A 15,139-nucleotide genomic window follows, 5' to 3' on the forward strand; every position below is an offset into this window, starting at 1 on the left:
CAGCCCGTAGGACGGGTGACCGGGCTCCGGCATCGAGTGTCGGGTTGTTGAGCTGTTCAGCCGTGCAGGTACCGCACCGGGGGCTCAGTGCTCCTTGAGCGTCTCCACCTGCCACGCGGCGTGCAGGCGGCGGGTGTGGTCCACCTTCCGCGCGGGGCCGGTGAGCGTCACCTCGGCGGTGAGGCGCGGGTCCGTGGTGGAGGCGCTGAGCCGCAGCTCCAGCGCGCCCGGCTCCACGACGCGCGCGCCGTCGCGGCCGGTGAACGAGGCGAGGTCGGTGGGGACGCTCACGCGCACCCTGGCGGCCTCGCCCGCGGCGAGCTCGACCCGTACGTAACCGGCCAGGCGCTGCACCGGCTGGACCACGGAGGCGACCGGGTCGTGCAGGTAGAGCTGGACGACCTCGACGCCGTCGCGGTCGCCCGTGTTCCGTACCGTGCACTCCAGTTCGGCCGCGCCGTCCGTGGGGATCCCGGTCGCCGCGACGGCGAGGCCGGACCACTCGAACGTCGTGTACGTGAGCCCGTGGCCGAAACCGAACGCGGGCGTCGGGTCGATGTTGGAGACCTCGTTCGCGTGGCCCAGCCGGGCCGCGAGGTAGGTGGACGGCTGCGCGTCCGGCTTCTTCGGCACGCTGACCGGAAGCCGCCCGGACGGGGCGACCCGCCCGCTCAGCACCGAGGCGAGGGCACGGGTGCCCTCCTCGCCCGGGAAGAACGTCTGCACGACGGCCGCGGCCTCGTCCACCGCGCGGCCGAGCGCGTACGGACGGCCCGCCAGCAGGGTGACGACGACGGGGGTGCCGGTGTCCAGGAGCGCGTCGAGCAGTTGCCCCTGCACGCCCGGCAGGGTGAGGGAGCCGGCGTCGCAGCCCTCGCCGCTGGTGCCCCGGCCGAAGAGGCCGGCCCGGTCGCCCAGGGCGGTGATGACGACGTCCGCGTCGCGCGCGGCGGCCAGCGCCTCGCGGAATCCGTCCGTGCTGTCGTCGTCGATGCCGCAGCCGGCCACCGTGACGATCTCGCTGCCGGGGAACTCCGCCACCAACGCCTCGCGCAAGGTGGGCAGTTCGACACCGGCGGGCAGGTGCGGGTGCTGGCTGCCGACGTGCACGGGGAAGGAGTAGCAGCCGAGCACCGCGGTGGGCAGGTCGGCGTTGGGGCCGATCAGCGCGATGCGCGTGGGGGCGTTCTCGCCCTTGAGCGGCAGGATGCCGTCGTTGCGGAGCAGCACGATGGCCTGCTCGGCGATGCGGCGGGCCAGGGCGCGGTTGGTGTCGCTGTCCAGGACCACCGCGCCGCGCAGCGTCTCCGGGGCGAGCTCGGCACCGGCGAGCGCGTCGGGCACCGGGTTCCAGTCGGCGTCCAGCAGACCGAGCTGCGCCTTCTGCACGAGGACCCGGCGGGCGGCGCGGTCGATGTCGGCCTCTGCGATGAGCCCCTCGGCGACGGCGGCGCGGAGCGGCTCACCGAACGTGTTGACGGTCGGCAGCTCCACGTCGACGCCGGCGAGGAGCGCGGCGACGGCCGCTTCCCCGAAGGTCCCGACCACACCGTGCAGGGTCTTGAGGAACGCGATGCCGAAGTAGTCGGCGACCACGGTGCCGTCGAAGCCCCAGACGTCCCTGAGCAGTCCGGTCAGCAGTTCCTTGTCGGCGGCGGACGGAACGCCGTCGGTGTCGGTGTAGGCGTGCATCACCGAGCGGACACCGCTCTCGCGCACGGCCATCTCGAACGGCGGCAGGATGACGTCGGCGCGCTCGCGCGAGCCCATGCCGACCGGCGCCAGGTTGCGGCCCGCGCGGGACGCGGAGTACCCGGCGAAGTGCTTGAGGGTGGCGACGATGCCGGCCTGCTCCAGGCCCTTGATGTAGGCCGTGGCGATGGTGCCGACGAGGTACGGGTCCTCGCCGATGGTCTCCTCCACGCGGCCCCAGCGGGCGTCGCGCACCACGTCGAGCACCGGGGCGAGCCCCTGGTGGACGCCGACCGAGCGCATGTCGCGGCCGATCGCCCCCGCCATGTCGCCGATGAGCGCCGGGTCGAAGGTCGCGCCCCAGGAGAGCGGCACGGGGTACGCGGTCGCTCCGTAGGCGGCGAATCCCGCGAGGCACTCCTCGTGGGCCACGGCCGGGATGCCGAAGCGGTTGGCGGCGGTGATCGCGCTCTGGGTGCGCAGCAGGGAGAGCGCGCCGAGGGCGGGGTCGACCGGGACCGTACCGAACGGGCGGGTGAGCTGGCCCAGTCCCTCGGGCAGCAGGTCGGCCAGCGGCGGCGGCTCCTCCATGTCGTGCTGGTGCGGGGCGACTTCGGCCCCGTCGTCGGAGGCGCCCACCCAGACTCCGAAGAGCTGGGCGATCTTCTCCTCCAGCGTCATCTCCTGGAGCAGGGCGTCGGCGCGATCGGCCGGGGAACGGGACGGGTCCCGCCACGACGGGAGCGTCACCTCTTCGGCCGGTTCGGTCTGTACGGACACGTGGTCGGTCACTTTCCTCCGACTCCCATCAGCCCCTGGACCAGGGCTCGGCGGGCGAACAGATATACGAGCAGGATGGGGATCATGGAGATCACGACAGCCGCGAGCATCGCCGGCATGTCGACCCCGTGTTCGGTCTGGAAGTCGTAGAGGCCCATGGTGACGACCTTGGACCCGGCGGACTGCGTCAGGACGAGCGGGAAGAGGAAGCCGTTCCACGCCTGGAGGGCGGAGAAGACGACGATCGTGGAGATCCCGCTCTTGGAGAGCGGCAGCACCAGCTGGAAGAAGACGCGCCGGTGGGTCGCGCCGTCCATCGTCATGGCCTCGTAGAGCTCCGGGGTGATGTCGCGCATCACGCCGGTGAGGATGAGGGCGCACACCGGCATCGCGAAGGCGGCCGTCGGCAGGATGACGCCGATGAGGTTGTCGTAGAGCCCCGCCTCGCTGATCGCGAAGAACATGGGCACGATCACCGCCTGGGAGGGGATGGCGAGACCCAGCAGGAAGAGCCGGAACACCAGGCCGGTCACCCGGCTGCGGCTGCGGACGATCGCGTACGACAGCGGCGCCACCAGCAGCACCACGATCGCCACCACGGAGAGCGTGACGATCACGGTGTTCAGGAAGTACTGCCCGAACCCGCTGTTGAAGTCGTTGACGTAGTTGTCGAACGTGAAGTGCTCGGGCAGCGCGAACGGCCCGTTGGACCCGTAGTCGGCGCGGCTCTGGAAGGTCGCGACGAGCATCACGTAGAGCGGCAGCCCCACGACGAGGAGCCAGACGGTGGAGCCGAAGCCGGCGAGGAAATTGGGACGGCGCCTGCTCACATGCCCTCCATGGTGCTGTTCATCTTGTCGTAGCCCGTGAGGCGCACCATCACCAGCGAGATGACCGTGGCGACCAGGACCAGCATCACGCCGATGGCCGAGGCCGTTCCGTAGTCGAAGGTCTTGAACGCCTTCTGGTACATGTAGTAGGCGCTGATGGTGGTGTCCGTGCCGGGTCCGCCCTGGGTGAGGATGAGGACGGTGTCGAACGTCGTCAGACCGCCGACCACCATCAGGATCATCGAGGTGACGACGCTGTTGCGCAGCTGCGGCAGGGTGATGTGGAAGAACTGCCGGTACCGGCCCGCCCCGTCGATCTCCGCGGCCTGGTAGAGCACCCGGGGCACCGAACGGGCCGCGCCCTGGTAGATCAGGGTGTGCAGCGGGGTGAACTGCCACGTGCCGACGAAGATCAGGACCGCGATCGCGGTGCTCTGGTTGCCGAACAGGTTGCCGTCGCCGAACAGCCACTCGGCGTGCGCGGGGACACCGAAGTTGGGGTCGAGCACTGCGCGCCACAGCACGGAGACGGCCGTGGCGGAGAGCAGCAGCGGGACGAAGTAGATCGCCGACAGCACGGCACGGTTGCGCTGGTGACCCGCGGCCCACACCCCCAGGAGGATGGAGAGCGGGGTCTGCACGACGACACCCAGGAAGGTGAGCAGCAGGCTGAGCCAGAGGCTCTTGATCATGATCGGGTCGTCGAACAACTTCTTCCAGTTGTCGAGACCGGCGAACTCCGGGTCGGAGAGCCCGTCCCAGCTCGCGAAGGAGAGGACGACGACCAGGAGGAGCGGGACGATGGCGAAGAGGCCGAAGAAGACGGCGGCCGGAGCCGCCCAGGCAAAGCCGGGGCGGCTGGCGCCTTCATGGGAGCGGCCGGGTCGACGGCCGCTCCGCTCGACCCCTTTGCTGTCCGCGGGGACCGCGGTGGCAGTTGTGGTCATGAGAGGTGTTCCAAGTCGGATGGTGGAGCGCGGTCAGGAGGTGGGCAGGCCCTGCATCGCCTTGATGAAGCCGTCCACGTCGATCCCGCCGTTGAAGAACTGCTGCACCGCGGTGCTCAGGGCCGTGCCGGCGGTCTGCGGGTACGCCTGGTCCCAGGAGAGCTGGAAGGAGGGCGCGTTCTTGACGAGGTCGTACTGGAAGTGCGCGTAGTCGGGGCTGGCCGCGGTGTCCAGCTGCGCTTCGGTGTTGGTCGTGGTCGGCAGGTTGCCGATCGAGAGCTGCGCCTTCACGAACTGGTCGGAGTACATCAGCTTCAGGAACTCGGCGACCTCCTCCGGGTGCTTGGTCTTCTTCAGCACGGAGTAGAAGTTGTTGGTGTTGCCGACGATGTCGGTCGGGGCACCCTTGCCGCCGTCGATGGTGGGGAAGGCGCTGTAGTCGAGGTCGCTCTTGGCGAAGTCCGGCTGGGCGTCCTGCAGGGTGGAGTACTCCCACGAACCCATCAGCTCGAAGGCCGCCTTGCCGGAGGCGAGCAGTGCGGGCGAGCCGCCGTCGGTGAACTTCACCGAGTCGAAGTTGGTGCCGAAGGCGCCCGCGTCGATGAGCTCCTTGAGCTTGTTCAGCGCGTCCCTGCTGCCGTCGGTCGCCCAGACGTCCTTGTCGCCCTTGACCGCGCTCTGCACGAGCTCCGGGCCGGCGACGCGGTCGAAGAGGTACTCGAACCACATCAGCGTCGGCCACTTGTCACCGCCGCCGAGGGCGATCGGGGTGATGTCCTTCGACTTGAGGACCTTCACGGCGTTCAGCAGCTCGTCCCAGGTCTTGGGGGCCGTGAGTCCGTTCTCCTTGAGCACCTTGCTGTTGTTGAACATCAGCACCGGCTGCGTACCGCGCATCGGGATGCCGTAGGCCTTGCCGTCCACCACGGTGCTGTTGAACACGGACGGGAGGAAGTTGTCCTTGAGCTTGGGGTCCTTCGCGATGAAGTCGTCCAGCGGGAGGAGCAGTCCGGCGTCCACGAAGGGCTTGATGCTGCCGCCGCCCCAGTTGAAGAAGACGTCCGGCGCCTGCTTGCTGTTGATGATCGTCTGCAGCTTGGCCTGGTAGTCGGCGCCCGGGATGGTGTCCAGGACCACCTTGACCTTCGACGTCTTGTTGAAGGTGGCGACGAGCTGCTTCTCCACCTTGTTCGTGGCGTCCCCGTAGACCAGCACGTGGATCTTGTCGCCGCCGGATGCGGAGTCGTCGCCTCCACAAGCGGAGAGGGACAGGGCCATGGTCAGCGCCAGCCCGCCGACGGCAGCGATCCGTGGGAGCCGGTTGCGTCGCGTCATGGTCTCGCCTTTCGAAAATGTTTCGGCTTCATTACCGAAACTTCATGCGTCGGGACGCTAGGGCTCGACGGCTGGAGGGGTCAACCCTCGGGCTCCAAGTTGCTGATTTGTTATCTCTGTTGGCCAATTGTTCGTGCCCTATGCTTCTCACCATGCGCGATGACGAGAACGTGGGCCGCATCACCCTTGCCCAGGTGGCCCAGCAGGCCGGCGTCTCCATTTCGACAGTTTCGAAGGTGCTCAACGGCAGACAGGATGTCGCGGCGCCGACGCGCGTCAAGGTGGAGCGCCTGCTGGAGACGCACTCCTACCGGCGGACGACCCGGTCCGCCCGGGAGGCCCCGCTGATCGAGCTGGTCTTCCACGAGCTCGACAGCATCTGGGCGATGGAGCTGATCAGGGGCGTGGAGAACGTCGCCAAGCTTCACGGGGCGGGCGTGGTGCTCACCGAGAGCGGCACCCGCCACTCACCGAGCCCCGAGTGGATCGAGGGGGTGCTGCAACGGCGACCGCTCGGTGTGGTGCTGGTCTTCTCGGCACTGCCGGTGGAGTTCAAGCAGCAGTTGCGGTCCCGGTCGATCCCCTTCGTGATCATCGACCCGGCCGGCGACCCCGAACCGGACGTCCCGTCGGTGGGCTCGGCGAACTGGAGCGGCGGCCTCGCCGCGACGCGCCATCTCATCGAGCTGGGCCACCGCCGGATCGGCATCATCACCGGGCCCGAGGACATGATCTGCTCGCTCGCCCGGCTGGACGGCTACCGCTCCGCGATGAGCATGGCCGGCCTGGAGGCCTCCTCCGACCTGGTGCTCTACGGCGACTTCCACGTCGAGGGCGGCTACGACCGGACGATGGAGCTGCTCGCCCTGCCCGACCCGCCCACCGCGATCTTCGCCGGCAGCGACCTCCAGGCCCTCGGCGTGCTGGAAGCGGCACGGGTCAGCGGACTGCGCGTCCCGCACGACCTCTCGGTGGTCGGGTACGACGACGTGCCGATCGCCCGCTGGTCGAGCCCCGCCCTCACCACCGTCCACCAGCCGCTGCGCCAGATGGCCGAGGAGTCGGTCCAGATGCTGCTGCGGATGCGCGACGAGGCTCCCATGACCACGCGGATGGAGCTCGCCACCAGCCTGGTCGTGCGCAACAGTACGGCCGCCCCTCGCACTTGAGGAACGGCCGTACGGGAAAGCGGGGGACTGTGGTCAGCGGGCGTCGGTGTAGGCGCGGACGTCCGCCACGCTCCACCAGCTGCCCGCGGAGGCGGTGAGCGTCATCCGGACGTAACGGACCTGGCGGTGCGGGAGTTCGACGGTGGTGAACTGCCCGGTGCCCGCGGCGTCGGTGACCACGTCGGTCCAGTGCGTGCCGTCGGTGCTCACGGACGCCGTCCAGCCGCGCGGGTAGTCGCCGGTGGAGGAGCCGGTGTCGAAGACCACCCGGTCCGCCTGCCGCTTGCCGCCCAGGTCGACCTGGAGGTACTGGCCCGGGGCCTGCGCCGCGCCGGAGGAGAAGCGGGTGCTGGCGTCGTCGTCGACGGCGTCCGCCGCCGTGCCCGCCGTGGAGGTGGTGGCGGTCCAGCCGGCCGGGTCCACCGCCTTCCCGCCCGTGCCCGAGGTGCGGCCGGACTTCCAGACGAAGTCGGCGAGCGCGCCGCCGGGCAGCGTGTACGTCAGGTAGCGGTCGCCCTCACGGATCGCGAAGGTCTGCGGGTCGTCGCTCTCGTTGTGGGCGACCAGCACGGTGCTGCCGTCCGGGTTGCGGAAGGCGACGTCCTCGACCTGGCCGTTCCAGCCGGTGGTGCCGAAGGAGGTGCTGGCGATGCGCACGGCACCCTGGGCGACGAAGCGCGAGAGGCTGCCGAGGGTGTAGTACTCGGCGTTGCGGGTGACCGTACCGTCCTCCGCCACCGTCAGCACACCGGTGCACCCGGTGCAGCCGCCCGCGTGCGGGCCGCCCTCCGGGTCGAGCGCGATGTTCCAGTTGACGACCGTCTTCGCCCAGTTGCGGGTCGCGCCGATGACCAGGTTGCGGGTGTGCCACTTGAGCGTGTCCGAGAAGGTGTTCTCCGGGACGGACGACTGGCTGCCCGAGCACTCCGTGAAGTAGATGTCCTTCGTCGGGAACCGGTCGTGCAGTGCGGTCATCGCGCTCGGGTCGCCGTAGTAGCAGTGGTAGGCGGTGCCCGAGACGTACCGCGCCGCCGACGAGCCCAGCAGCTGCTGCGGGTAGGCGTCGGTGTCGGCCGCCTCGTCCGCCGGTGCGCCCACCGTGTCGTCCGGGTGCTCCGACCAGTTGTGGTCGAAGGCGAGGATCTCCGTCTTCAGCTTGGCCTTCTTGAGCAGCGGACCGAGCTGCTCGATGACCTTCGCCTCCTGCCAGGACGGCATGTCCGTACCGGGGTAGCCCTTCGGGTTCCGGTTCTGCGGCTCGTTCTGGACCGTGAGGGTGTCGATGTCGACGCCCTCCGCGCGGTAGGCCTGGACGAACTTCACCAGGTAGGCCGCGTAGGCGCGGTAGACGCGGGCGTCGTCGATCAGGCGCCCGCCCTCCAGGGAACCGCCGGTCTTCATCCACGCGGGCGGGCTCCACGGAGTCGCCACGATCTTGATGCCGGGGTTGATCCGCTCGGCCTGGCGCAGCAGCGGCAGGATCTGCTTCTTGTCGTGGGCGATGGAGAAGTGCGCCAGGCCGTAGTCCGTCCGGCCCGCCGGCAGGTCGTCGTACGTGTACGCGGGGCCGTCGGTGAAGTCGGAGGCGCCGATGGGCTGACGCAGGTAGTTGAGGCCGTCCCCGGTGCGGGAGTCGAAGAGCGACCGCATGGCGGCATCGCGCGCCTTCGGGGCCAGCCCGGAGAGCACGGACGCCGAGGAGTCGGTGATCGAGGCGCCGAAGCCCGCCATCGTCTGGTACGTCCGGCTGGGGTCGACCACCACGGTCGGGGCGCTGCTCGGCGTGGTGGTGACGGCGGCCGTACCGGCGTCGGCCAGGCGCTGCTTGCCGTCCGGCGTGGTGATCCACACCTGCGCGCTCGCACCGGCGTCGGCGCCGTGGCCGGCGGCGTGGCCCGGGGGAGAGGCCTGGGCGGCGGTCGCGCCGGGACCGGCGAGTGCGGTGGCGACCAGGACACCGGTCGCGGCGAGGACGGCCTTGGAGATTCTGGGCATGAGGAAGGAACTCCGTGCGGGTTTCGGAGGGCGCCCGGTGAGATTTTCCGACCGGACGGGACGGGACCTTAGCCCAGCCTCCCCCTCGCAGGGAACAGGCCGGACACCCTCACTTTTGCGCCGAACGAGGCGCTGACCTGCGCGAAGGCGCCGACCGGGCGGTTCCGTACGGGAGGGGCCTCGGGTGCGGGACGGCCTTCACGCAGCGGTCGGCGCTTCAGACGGCGGTCAGTGCGAACCCGTGTCCGGCCGGATCGGCGTAGTACCGCGTGTCGTGGACGCCGCCGTTGTTCCTGGCCTCCACCGGAGTGGCACCGAGACCGATCGCCTCCCGCTCCGCCGCGTCCATGTCCTCGCGCCCGACCCGTATGAGCACATGGGCCTGCTGCGAGTCGTCCGGACGGGGCCAACTCGGCGGCGCGTACCCGGGGTCCCGCCGGATCGCCAGATGCACCCCCGCCTCCCCGACCACCTCCACGTAGTCGTCGCCCCGGCCCGGCCTGGACTCGGCACCCAGCAAACCGGCGTAGAACTCGGCCAGTTCCATCGGATCGGCACTGTCGAGGACGAGGACCAGGGATTTGTGCACGGCCATGCGAGGACCCCTTCTGCGGTGGACGGACGCGGACGGTACGGCGTACGGACGCGGACGGAGTCGCAGGCGCACGCGCTGGGGACCGCGCGCCCCCGCGGCGGCCTGCCCGCGGATCGCGAACCCCGCGACCACCGGCGGCCCGTACACCGTGTGCCCCCACCCGGACCGGGCAATCCGCTTGCCGGGCCGGGAGTTCGTCCGCACCATGGTGGTCATGGCGAGCGCACTCCCCACCCCCGCTCCGAAAGTCCGCCGCGCGACGGCCGACGACGTACCCGCCCTCGTACGGCTCCGCGCGCTGATGATGGCCGGAATGGGGGTGCCGACCGGGCCCGAGGACGCGCCGTGGCGGGACGCCGCCGCCCACTGGTTCGCCGAACGGCTCCCACGGGAGGACGAGTTCGCCGCCTTCGTCGTGGACGATCCGGAGCTCGGCGTCGTCAGCAACGCCGTCGGCGCCTGCGAGCGCCGCGCCCCCGGCCCCCGCAGCCTCAGCGGCCTGCGCGGCCACCTCTTCAACGTCAGTACCGAACCCGCCGCCCGCAAGCGGGGATACGCGCGTGCCTGCACCGAAGCGCTGCTGCGCTGGTTCGACGAGGAGACCGGGGTGACCATGGTCGACCTCAACGCGACCCCGGACGGGGCACGCCTCTACGAGGCCCTCGGCTTCGAGGTCCCGCACTACCCCGCCCTGCAGATCCGGCTCGGCACCACGTGACCTCCGGATCTTCTGCCCCCAACGCGGGTTCTGCGGGCCTCCGTTCGGGGCAGGAGCCGTCCATGGCATCGAAGAGGCATGTGGCCCTGGCCCCCCGCGCGCTGCGGCAGTTGCGGCGGGTGCGCTCCGTCTACCTGGTGGGCGCCCTGCTCTCCCTGCTCGGGCTGCTCACCCGGGAGGAGGGGCCCGCGGCGACCGGCGGCCGGCAGGCGGTGATCGCGGCCGTGCTCCTGGGGGTGTTCACCGCACTGCTCGCCGTGACGCTCGTACAACTGCGGCGCCACGCGAGCACGGTGCACTGCGGCACCGCCCGGAAGCTGACCCGGTCCGTCTGAGTCCTTGCCGTGCGCACGCGGGCGGAGCCCCCGTCCGTCGGACACCGGGCGGGCGACTGCCCGCCGGACACCGGTACCCGCGCGCTCCTCGTCCGGCGCCCGGCCCCGCTGTCAGTGCCCCCTCCTAAGGTTGGAACATCACTCGGGGAGCCGCTCGGGGGCCTTTGAAGGGGGAGTGGAAGCGTGTCCGGAAACAAGATCCAGCACAAGGTGAACCACGTCGCGCTGGTCGTGGACTGCTCGGGCTCGATGTACCAGCACCAGGGTCAGCTCATCCGTGTCGTGGACGAGTTCGTTGCGGGGCTGAAGGCCGAATCGGACAGCCTCGGCCACGAGACGCGGATCAGCCTCTACTCCTTCGACCACCGGGTGGAGAACCTGGTCTGGGACATGGACGTGAAGCATCTGCCGTCCATGCGGGGCCTGTACAAGGTCAACAACGGGGCCACCGCGCTCATAGAGGCGTCGCTGAAGTCCCTGGACGACCTGGGTCACATCTGGGAGGAGTACGGCGAGCACAGCTTCCTCCAGATCGTGGTGACGGACGGCGAGGAGAACGCCTCCGGCGGCGACCGGCGGCACGACGGCGACATGACCATCCTCGGGCCCTGGCTCGACCGGATCTCGGCGAAGATGGGCGGGCTTCCGGGGCACTGGACCTCGGCCATCCTCGTGCCGAACTCCCTGGCCAAGCGGACGGCCCAGAACTACGGCTTCCCGGCCGGGAACATCGCCATCTGGGACGCCGACTCCAAGGAGGGCGTGGAGGAGGCGATCGGCACCGTGCGCGCCGCCGCCACCAGCTTCCTCCGCGGCCGTGAACAGGGTGTGCGGGGTACGAAGAACCTGTTCGCCGTGGGGCAGGACATATCGGTGGACCAGGTGCGGGCGAGTCTGGAACCGATCGCGGTGGACAAGTACCGCCTCCTCAAGGTCGACCAGGAGATCGACATCCGGTCCTTCGTCGACTCCCACCCGGGCGTCTCCTACCAGCGCGGCTCCTGCTACTACCAGTTGGGCGCCCGGGTGCAGGTCCAGCCGGACAAGGAGGTCATCGTGGTCGAGAAGGACACCGACCGCGCGTACACGGGCGACGCCGCGCGCGGCCTGCTCTTCGGGACCGGCGTCCGCGGGACCGTCTCCGTGAAGGCGGGGACCAACCCCCGGCTGGAGGTGTACGTGCAGAGCCGCTCGGTGAACCGCAAGCTCAAGGCGGACACCCGCCTCCTCGTCATGCTCTGAGCCTCTTCGCTCCGAATCGAATGGACGTTCCGCTCCGTGAGGGCGTACGTTCCCTCTGCCCGCTCGAAGCGGGCCACTTACTCATTCATGCGTCCGGGGGGACCTTGCCGTGTCCGATTTCGTTGCACCTGCTCAGCAGCCTGCTTGGCCCGGGGCCCTGCCGCCCCGGCCGCCGCGCGCCCCTGAGGGGTTGCTGAAGGCCGTCGTCGCACTGCTGGGCGTGGTGGCGCTCACCGACCTCTTCGCCGTGTTCGCCGACCTGAACGTGGCGAACACGGCCGACGGCGACGAGAACTTCTCCGTCGTCCCCACCGAGGAGCTCGACGCGGCGGACACCCTCTACGCGGTCGCCGGACTGTTCCAGGTCCTCGCGTACGTGGCCTGCGCCGTCGTCTTCATCATCTGGTTCTACCGGATGCGCACGTACATCGGGGCCCTGGCCCAGGACGCGTTCGAGCGGGGCCCCGGCTGGGCGATCGGCTCGTGGTTCGTGCCGATCGGGATGCTGTGGATGCCCGTCCGCATCGCCCTCCAGATGTGGGAAGCCGCCACCCGGACCCTGGGTTCCGAACCGGCCCGGTACCCGTCCCCGTGGCCGGTGCGGCTGTGGTGGGGCCTCTTCCTCCTGTCGGGTGCCGCCGGACGGTTCGCGGGCGAATACGACATCGACGCACCGCTCACGGAGATCAGGAGCGCCGCCCTGCGGACGGCGGTCTCCGACGGCCTGGACATCGTCGCGGCGGCAGCCGCGGTGTACTTCGCCATACGCCTGACGGCTCTCCACCGCCGTCCCGCCGAGGAGCCCGGCCACCCCGCCCCGCTCCAGCCGGGTTACCCGGCCATCTGACCCCGGGCCCTGCTCCGGGGCCCCGACCTCGGGCCCCGGAGCAGGGCGCCTGCTCGGAGAACCTGGCCAAGGGCTGTGGCCGAGTCCGCCGTCAGTGGCCGGCGGTGGCCTTGACCAGGGCGACGGCCAGTCCGATCGCGGCGTCGAGCGCACCGGCCAGCAGGGCGACCGTGGTGCCGTTGCCGAGCCGGACTCCGCCGTACCAGCCCCAGCCGAACAGACCGGCCACGCTGACCCCGGCCGCCGCGAACAACGCCGACTCCAGGTACATCACACCCAGAGCCGCGGCGCCGATCAGGATCAGCGGGCCGACGGCGGAGAGCAGCAGCGGGCTGCTGACCCACAGCATCCGGCGCAGCTCCGCCCGCGTGGCGATCCGGCCGTGCACCGTCCGGTGGGCCTGCTCGTCGGCGACGAGCGTCGCCAGCCAGAGGCCGATGGCGGCAGCCGCGACACTGGCCGCCGCCCCGGTCGTGGAGGGGTGCTCGGCCGCCGACAGGCCGATCACCACGGAGATCATGGTGATCGTCGCGTACAGCCGCTCCTTGAGCCAGCTGAGCCGGTCGGCGGGGTGCTCCGCGCTCCCGCCCGCCGCGCTCCCGCCCGCCGCGCCGGCGGAGGCGTCGGCCGGGCGCGCTCGGCGTTCCTCGGTGCTGTCGTCGGCCATGCGGCCAGCGTAGGTTTCGAGGCCCCCGATCCGGCGTCCCGTCGGGCCGTGTCTTCGGGGCGTACGCGTACCGGGTGGCGGCGCGCCCCGCTTGCGGCCGGACGGCGGCAAAGGGCAGGGTGCGGGGCTGTGGCCACCTTGCTGATCGTCCATCACACACCCTCGCCGAACTGCCAGGCACTCTTCGAAGCCGTCGTCTCCGGGGCGTCGGCCGACGGCATCGAGGACGTCCGCGTCGTACGGCGCGCGGCCCTCTCCGCGACCGCGTCCGACGTGCTCGCCGCCGACGGCGTCCTGCTCGGCACCCCGGCGAACCTCGGATACATGTCCGGGGCCCTCAAGCACTTCTTCGACCAGATCTACTACCCGTGCCTGGACGCGACGCGCGGGCGCCCCTTCGGCTCCTGGGTGCACGGCGGGAACGACGTCACCGGCGCCGTGCGCGGAATCGAGTCGATCACCAGGGGCCTGGGGTGGCGGCGTGCGGCGGACGCCGTGACGGTCACCGGGGAGCCGGCCAAGGCCGACGTCGAAGCCTGCTGGGAACTGGGAGCGACCGTCGCCGCGGGCCTGATGCCCTGACGTCGCGGCGGCGCCGGAGGCGGGGGCCCCTGGCGCCCGGGGCAGGGAGGACCGCCACGAGGTGTACGTTCGTACGCTTGGGCGTTAGGGTCACCCTATGACTGTCGACGCCATACCGGTTCGCCCTCCCGTCGCAGATCGGCGGGCCCGTGCGGCCGTCGCCGTACTGTTCCTGACCAACGGGGCCCTCTTCGCCAACCTCCTGCCGAGGTATCCGCAGATCAAGGCCGAACTCGGCATGACCAACGCCGTCTACGGCCTGGCCGTGGCGGCCTTCCCCACCGGCGCCCTGGTGGCCGGACCGGCGGCCGGAGCGCTCCTCCGCAGGTTCGGCTCGGCCCGCGTCGCGGTCGCCGGCACACTGCTGACCGGCGCGGGCGTCCTCGCCGCCGGTCTCGCGGGCGCCGTACCGCTGTTCGCGGCGGCGCTCTTCCTGGCCGGGGCGATGGACGCGGTCACGGACGTCGCGCAGAACGCGCACGGCCTGCGCGTACAGCGCCGCTACGGGCGGTCCATCATCAACTCCTTCCACGCGATCTGGTCGATCGGCGCCGTCGCCGGTGGCCTCATGGCCGCGGGCGCCATGGCGCTCGACCTCACGCGAGGTCAGCACCTGACCGTGTCGGGCCTCGTGTTCGTCGCCGCCGCTCTCGTCGCCCTGCGCTACTGCCTGCCCGGACCGGACGACGAAAGCCTGGGCGACGAACGCCCGGACAACGAACACCCGGACGCCGGGCCCGCTCCCGCCGGTCTGGCGCCCGAGCCGGCCCGCCCCTCGTTCACCGCCCGACGCGGCACCGCGTACGTACTGGCCGCCCTCGTCCTCATCGCGACCGCCGGAACCCTCGTGGAGGACGCCGGCAACTCCTGGGCCGCGCTCTACCTCTCCGACTCCCTGCGTGCCTCGGCGACGCTCGCCGCGACCGGCTACATCGCCCTGGTCGGCGCCCAGTTCGTCGGCCGCATCATCGGCGACCGGCTCGTGGACCGCTTCGGCCAGCGGGCGGTGGCCCGCACCGGCGGCCTGATCGCCGCGCTCGGCATGGGCCTGGCCCTGGCCGTGCCCACGCTGCCCGGAACCGTCCTCGGCTTCGCCGCCGCGGGGTTCGGAGTGGCGACCCTGGTCCCCGCCGCCATGCACGAGGCGGACAGCCTCCCGGGCCTCAAGCCCGGGTCCGGGCTGACGATCGTCTCCTGGCTCATGCGCCTGGGCTTCCTGGTCTCCCCGCCGGTCGTCGGCCTGGTCGCCGACGCCACGAGCCTGAGGATCGGCCTGCTGGTGGTCCCCCTGGCCGGACTGCTCACGGTCCTCCTCTCCGGAGTGCTCCAGCCCCGCCGGACCGCCTGAGCGGAATCCGCCGCGTGAGCGCGGACGGCGGGCCGGCCCACCGGAAGGAGCACCGGG

14 protein-coding genes are annotated in these 15,139 nt (G+C 71.0%); 7 read left to right on the forward strand and 7 right to left on the reverse strand.

Features of this window, described 5'->3' with window-relative positions; all coding sequences use genetic code 11:
* Window positions 1–84: 84 nt before the first annotated feature.
* The 4 genes from ACFWEE_RS27655 to ACFWEE_RS27670 are packed head-to-tail and all read right to left on the reverse strand — an operon-like array spanning window position 85 to window position 5,584.
* Window positions 85–2,484: a glycoside hydrolase family 3 N-terminal domain-containing protein gene (locus tag ACFWEE_RS27655; protein ID WP_386893113.1), complete on the reverse strand. Its 2,400-nt coding sequence runs from the start codon at window positions 2,482–2,484 to the stop codon at window positions 85–87.
* Complete coding sequence (locus tag ACFWEE_RS27660; protein ID WP_386893115.1) at window positions 2,481–3,302, reverse strand: carbohydrate ABC transporter permease; 822 nt, start codon at window positions 3,300–3,302, stop codon at window positions 2,481–2,483. Before ACFWEE_RS27660 ends, ACFWEE_RS27655 begins: the two co-directional genes overlap by 4 nt.
* Window positions 3,299–4,249, reverse strand: coding sequence for a carbohydrate ABC transporter permease (locus ACFWEE_RS27665; RefSeq protein ID WP_386893117.1), 951 nt, complete (start codon window positions 4,247–4,249; stop codon window positions 3,299–3,301). Before ACFWEE_RS27665 ends, ACFWEE_RS27660 begins: the two co-directional genes overlap by 4 nt.
* A 33-nt stretch (window positions 4,250–4,282) precedes the next feature.
* On the reverse strand, window positions 4,283–5,584 hold the full coding sequence (locus ACFWEE_RS27670) for an ABC transporter substrate-binding protein (RefSeq protein ID WP_386893119.1): 1,302 nt from the start codon (window positions 5,582–5,584) through the stop codon (window positions 4,283–4,285).
* A gap of 140 nt (window positions 5,585–5,724) precedes the next feature.
* Between ACFWEE_RS27670 and ACFWEE_RS27675 the strand changes: the two genes are divergently transcribed.
* Window positions 5,725–6,753: a LacI family DNA-binding transcriptional regulator gene (locus ACFWEE_RS27675; RefSeq protein ID WP_386893121.1), complete on the forward strand. Its 1,029-nt coding sequence runs from the start codon at window positions 5,725–5,727 to the stop codon at window positions 6,751–6,753.
* A gap of 33 nt (window positions 6,754–6,786) precedes the next feature.
* Here ACFWEE_RS27675 and ACFWEE_RS27680 read toward each other — a convergent pair whose 3' ends face one another.
* Window positions 6,787–8,748 carry a discoidin domain-containing protein gene (locus tag ACFWEE_RS27680; protein ID WP_386893123.1) on the reverse strand — a complete coding sequence of 654 codons (1,962 nt, stop codon included), beginning with the start codon at window positions 8,746–8,748 and terminating at the stop codon, window positions 6,787–6,789.
* Between the two features lie 217 nt (window positions 8,749–8,965).
* Window positions 8,966–9,343: a VOC family protein gene (locus ACFWEE_RS27685; RefSeq protein WP_386893124.1), complete on the reverse strand. Its 378-nt coding sequence runs from the start codon at window positions 9,341–9,343 to the stop codon at window positions 8,966–8,968.
* A 214-nt stretch (window positions 9,344–9,557) separates the two neighbouring features.
* On the opposite strand from ACFWEE_RS27685, the gene ACFWEE_RS27690 reads away from it, so the two are divergent.
* The 4 genes from ACFWEE_RS27690 (at window position 9,558) to ACFWEE_RS27705 (ending at window position 12,485) form a co-directional block, all read left to right on the forward strand.
* Window positions 9,558–10,061 (forward strand): GNAT family N-acetyltransferase, encoded by a 504-nt coding sequence (locus ACFWEE_RS27690; protein WP_386893126.1) that lies wholly within the window; start codon window positions 9,558–9,560, stop codon window positions 10,059–10,061.
* Between the two features lie 62 nt (window positions 10,062–10,123).
* Window positions 10,124–10,396: a hypothetical protein gene (locus ACFWEE_RS27695; protein ID WP_386893128.1), complete on the forward strand. Its 273-nt coding sequence runs from the start codon at window positions 10,124–10,126 to the stop codon at window positions 10,394–10,396.
* A gap of 183 nt (window positions 10,397–10,579) precedes the next feature.
* Complete coding sequence (locus ACFWEE_RS27700; RefSeq protein WP_386893129.1) at window positions 10,580–11,638, forward strand: VWA domain-containing protein; 1,059 nt, start codon at window positions 10,580–10,582, stop codon at window positions 11,636–11,638.
* Window positions 11,639–11,747: 109 nt separating this feature from the next.
* Window positions 11,748–12,485: a DUF4328 domain-containing protein gene (locus tag ACFWEE_RS27705; RefSeq protein ID WP_386893130.1), complete on the forward strand. Its 738-nt coding sequence runs from the start codon at window positions 11,748–11,750 to the stop codon at window positions 12,483–12,485.
* A 91-nt stretch (window positions 12,486–12,576) separates the two neighbouring features.
* Here ACFWEE_RS27705 and ACFWEE_RS27710 read toward each other — a convergent pair whose 3' ends face one another.
* On the reverse strand, window positions 12,577–13,152 hold the full coding sequence (locus ACFWEE_RS27710) for a hypothetical protein (RefSeq protein ID WP_386893132.1): 576 nt from the start codon (window positions 13,150–13,152) through the stop codon (window positions 12,577–12,579).
* 129 nt (window positions 13,153–13,281) lie between these two features.
* Here ACFWEE_RS27710 and ACFWEE_RS27715 point away from each other — a divergent pair, with 129 nt between their 5' ends.
* Both ACFWEE_RS27715 and ACFWEE_RS27720 read left to right on the forward strand, forming a co-directional pair.
* A complete protein-coding gene (locus ACFWEE_RS27715) occupies window positions 13,282–13,734 on the forward strand; it encodes a flavodoxin family protein (RefSeq protein ID WP_386893133.1) in 453 nt (150 codons plus the stop codon).
* A 97-nt stretch (window positions 13,735–13,831) separates the two neighbouring features.
* A complete protein-coding gene (locus ACFWEE_RS27720) occupies window positions 13,832–15,082 on the forward strand; it encodes an MFS transporter (RefSeq protein WP_386893135.1) in 1,251 nt (416 codons plus the stop codon).
* The last annotated feature ends 57 nt before the right edge of the window (window positions 15,083–15,139 follow it).

Source organism: Streptomyces sp. NPDC060184 (assembly GCF_042728795.1).
Classification (GTDB): Bacteria; Actinomycetota; Actinomycetes; order Streptomycetales; family Streptomycetaceae; genus Streptomyces.

Coding starts and splice junctions, on each gene's coding strand:
- ACFWEE_RS27665 (WP_386893117.1), bottom strand. CDS start 4,249: ATGACCACAACTGCCACCGCGGTCCCCGCGGACAGCAAAGGGGTCGAG.
- ACFWEE_RS27670 (WP_386893119.1), bottom strand. CDS start 5,584: ATGACGCGACGCAACCGGCTCCCACGGATCGCTGCCGTCGGCGGGCTG.
- ACFWEE_RS27675 (WP_386893121.1), top strand. CDS start 5,725: ATGCTTCTCACCATGCGCGATGACGAGAACGTGGGCCGCATCACCCTT.
- ACFWEE_RS27680 (WP_386893123.1), bottom strand. CDS start 8,748: ATGCCCAGAATCTCCAAGGCCGTCCTCGCCGCGACCGGTGTCCTGGTC.
- ACFWEE_RS27685 (WP_386893124.1), bottom strand. CDS start 9,343: ATGGCCGTGCACAAATCCCTGGTCCTCGTCCTCGACAGTGCCGATCCG.
- ACFWEE_RS27690 (WP_386893126.1), top strand. CDS start 9,558: ATGGCGAGCGCACTCCCCACCCCCGCTCCGAAAGTCCGCCGCGCGACG.
- ACFWEE_RS27695 (WP_386893128.1), top strand. CDS start 10,124: ATGGCATCGAAGAGGCATGTGGCCCTGGCCCCCCGCGCGCTGCGGCAG.
- ACFWEE_RS27710 (WP_386893132.1), bottom strand. CDS start 13,152: ATGGCCGACGACAGCACCGAGGAACGCCGAGCGCGCCCGGCCGACGCC.
- ACFWEE_RS27720 (WP_386893135.1), top strand. CDS start 13,832: ATGACTGTCGACGCCATACCGGTTCGCCCTCCCGTCGCAGATCGGCGG.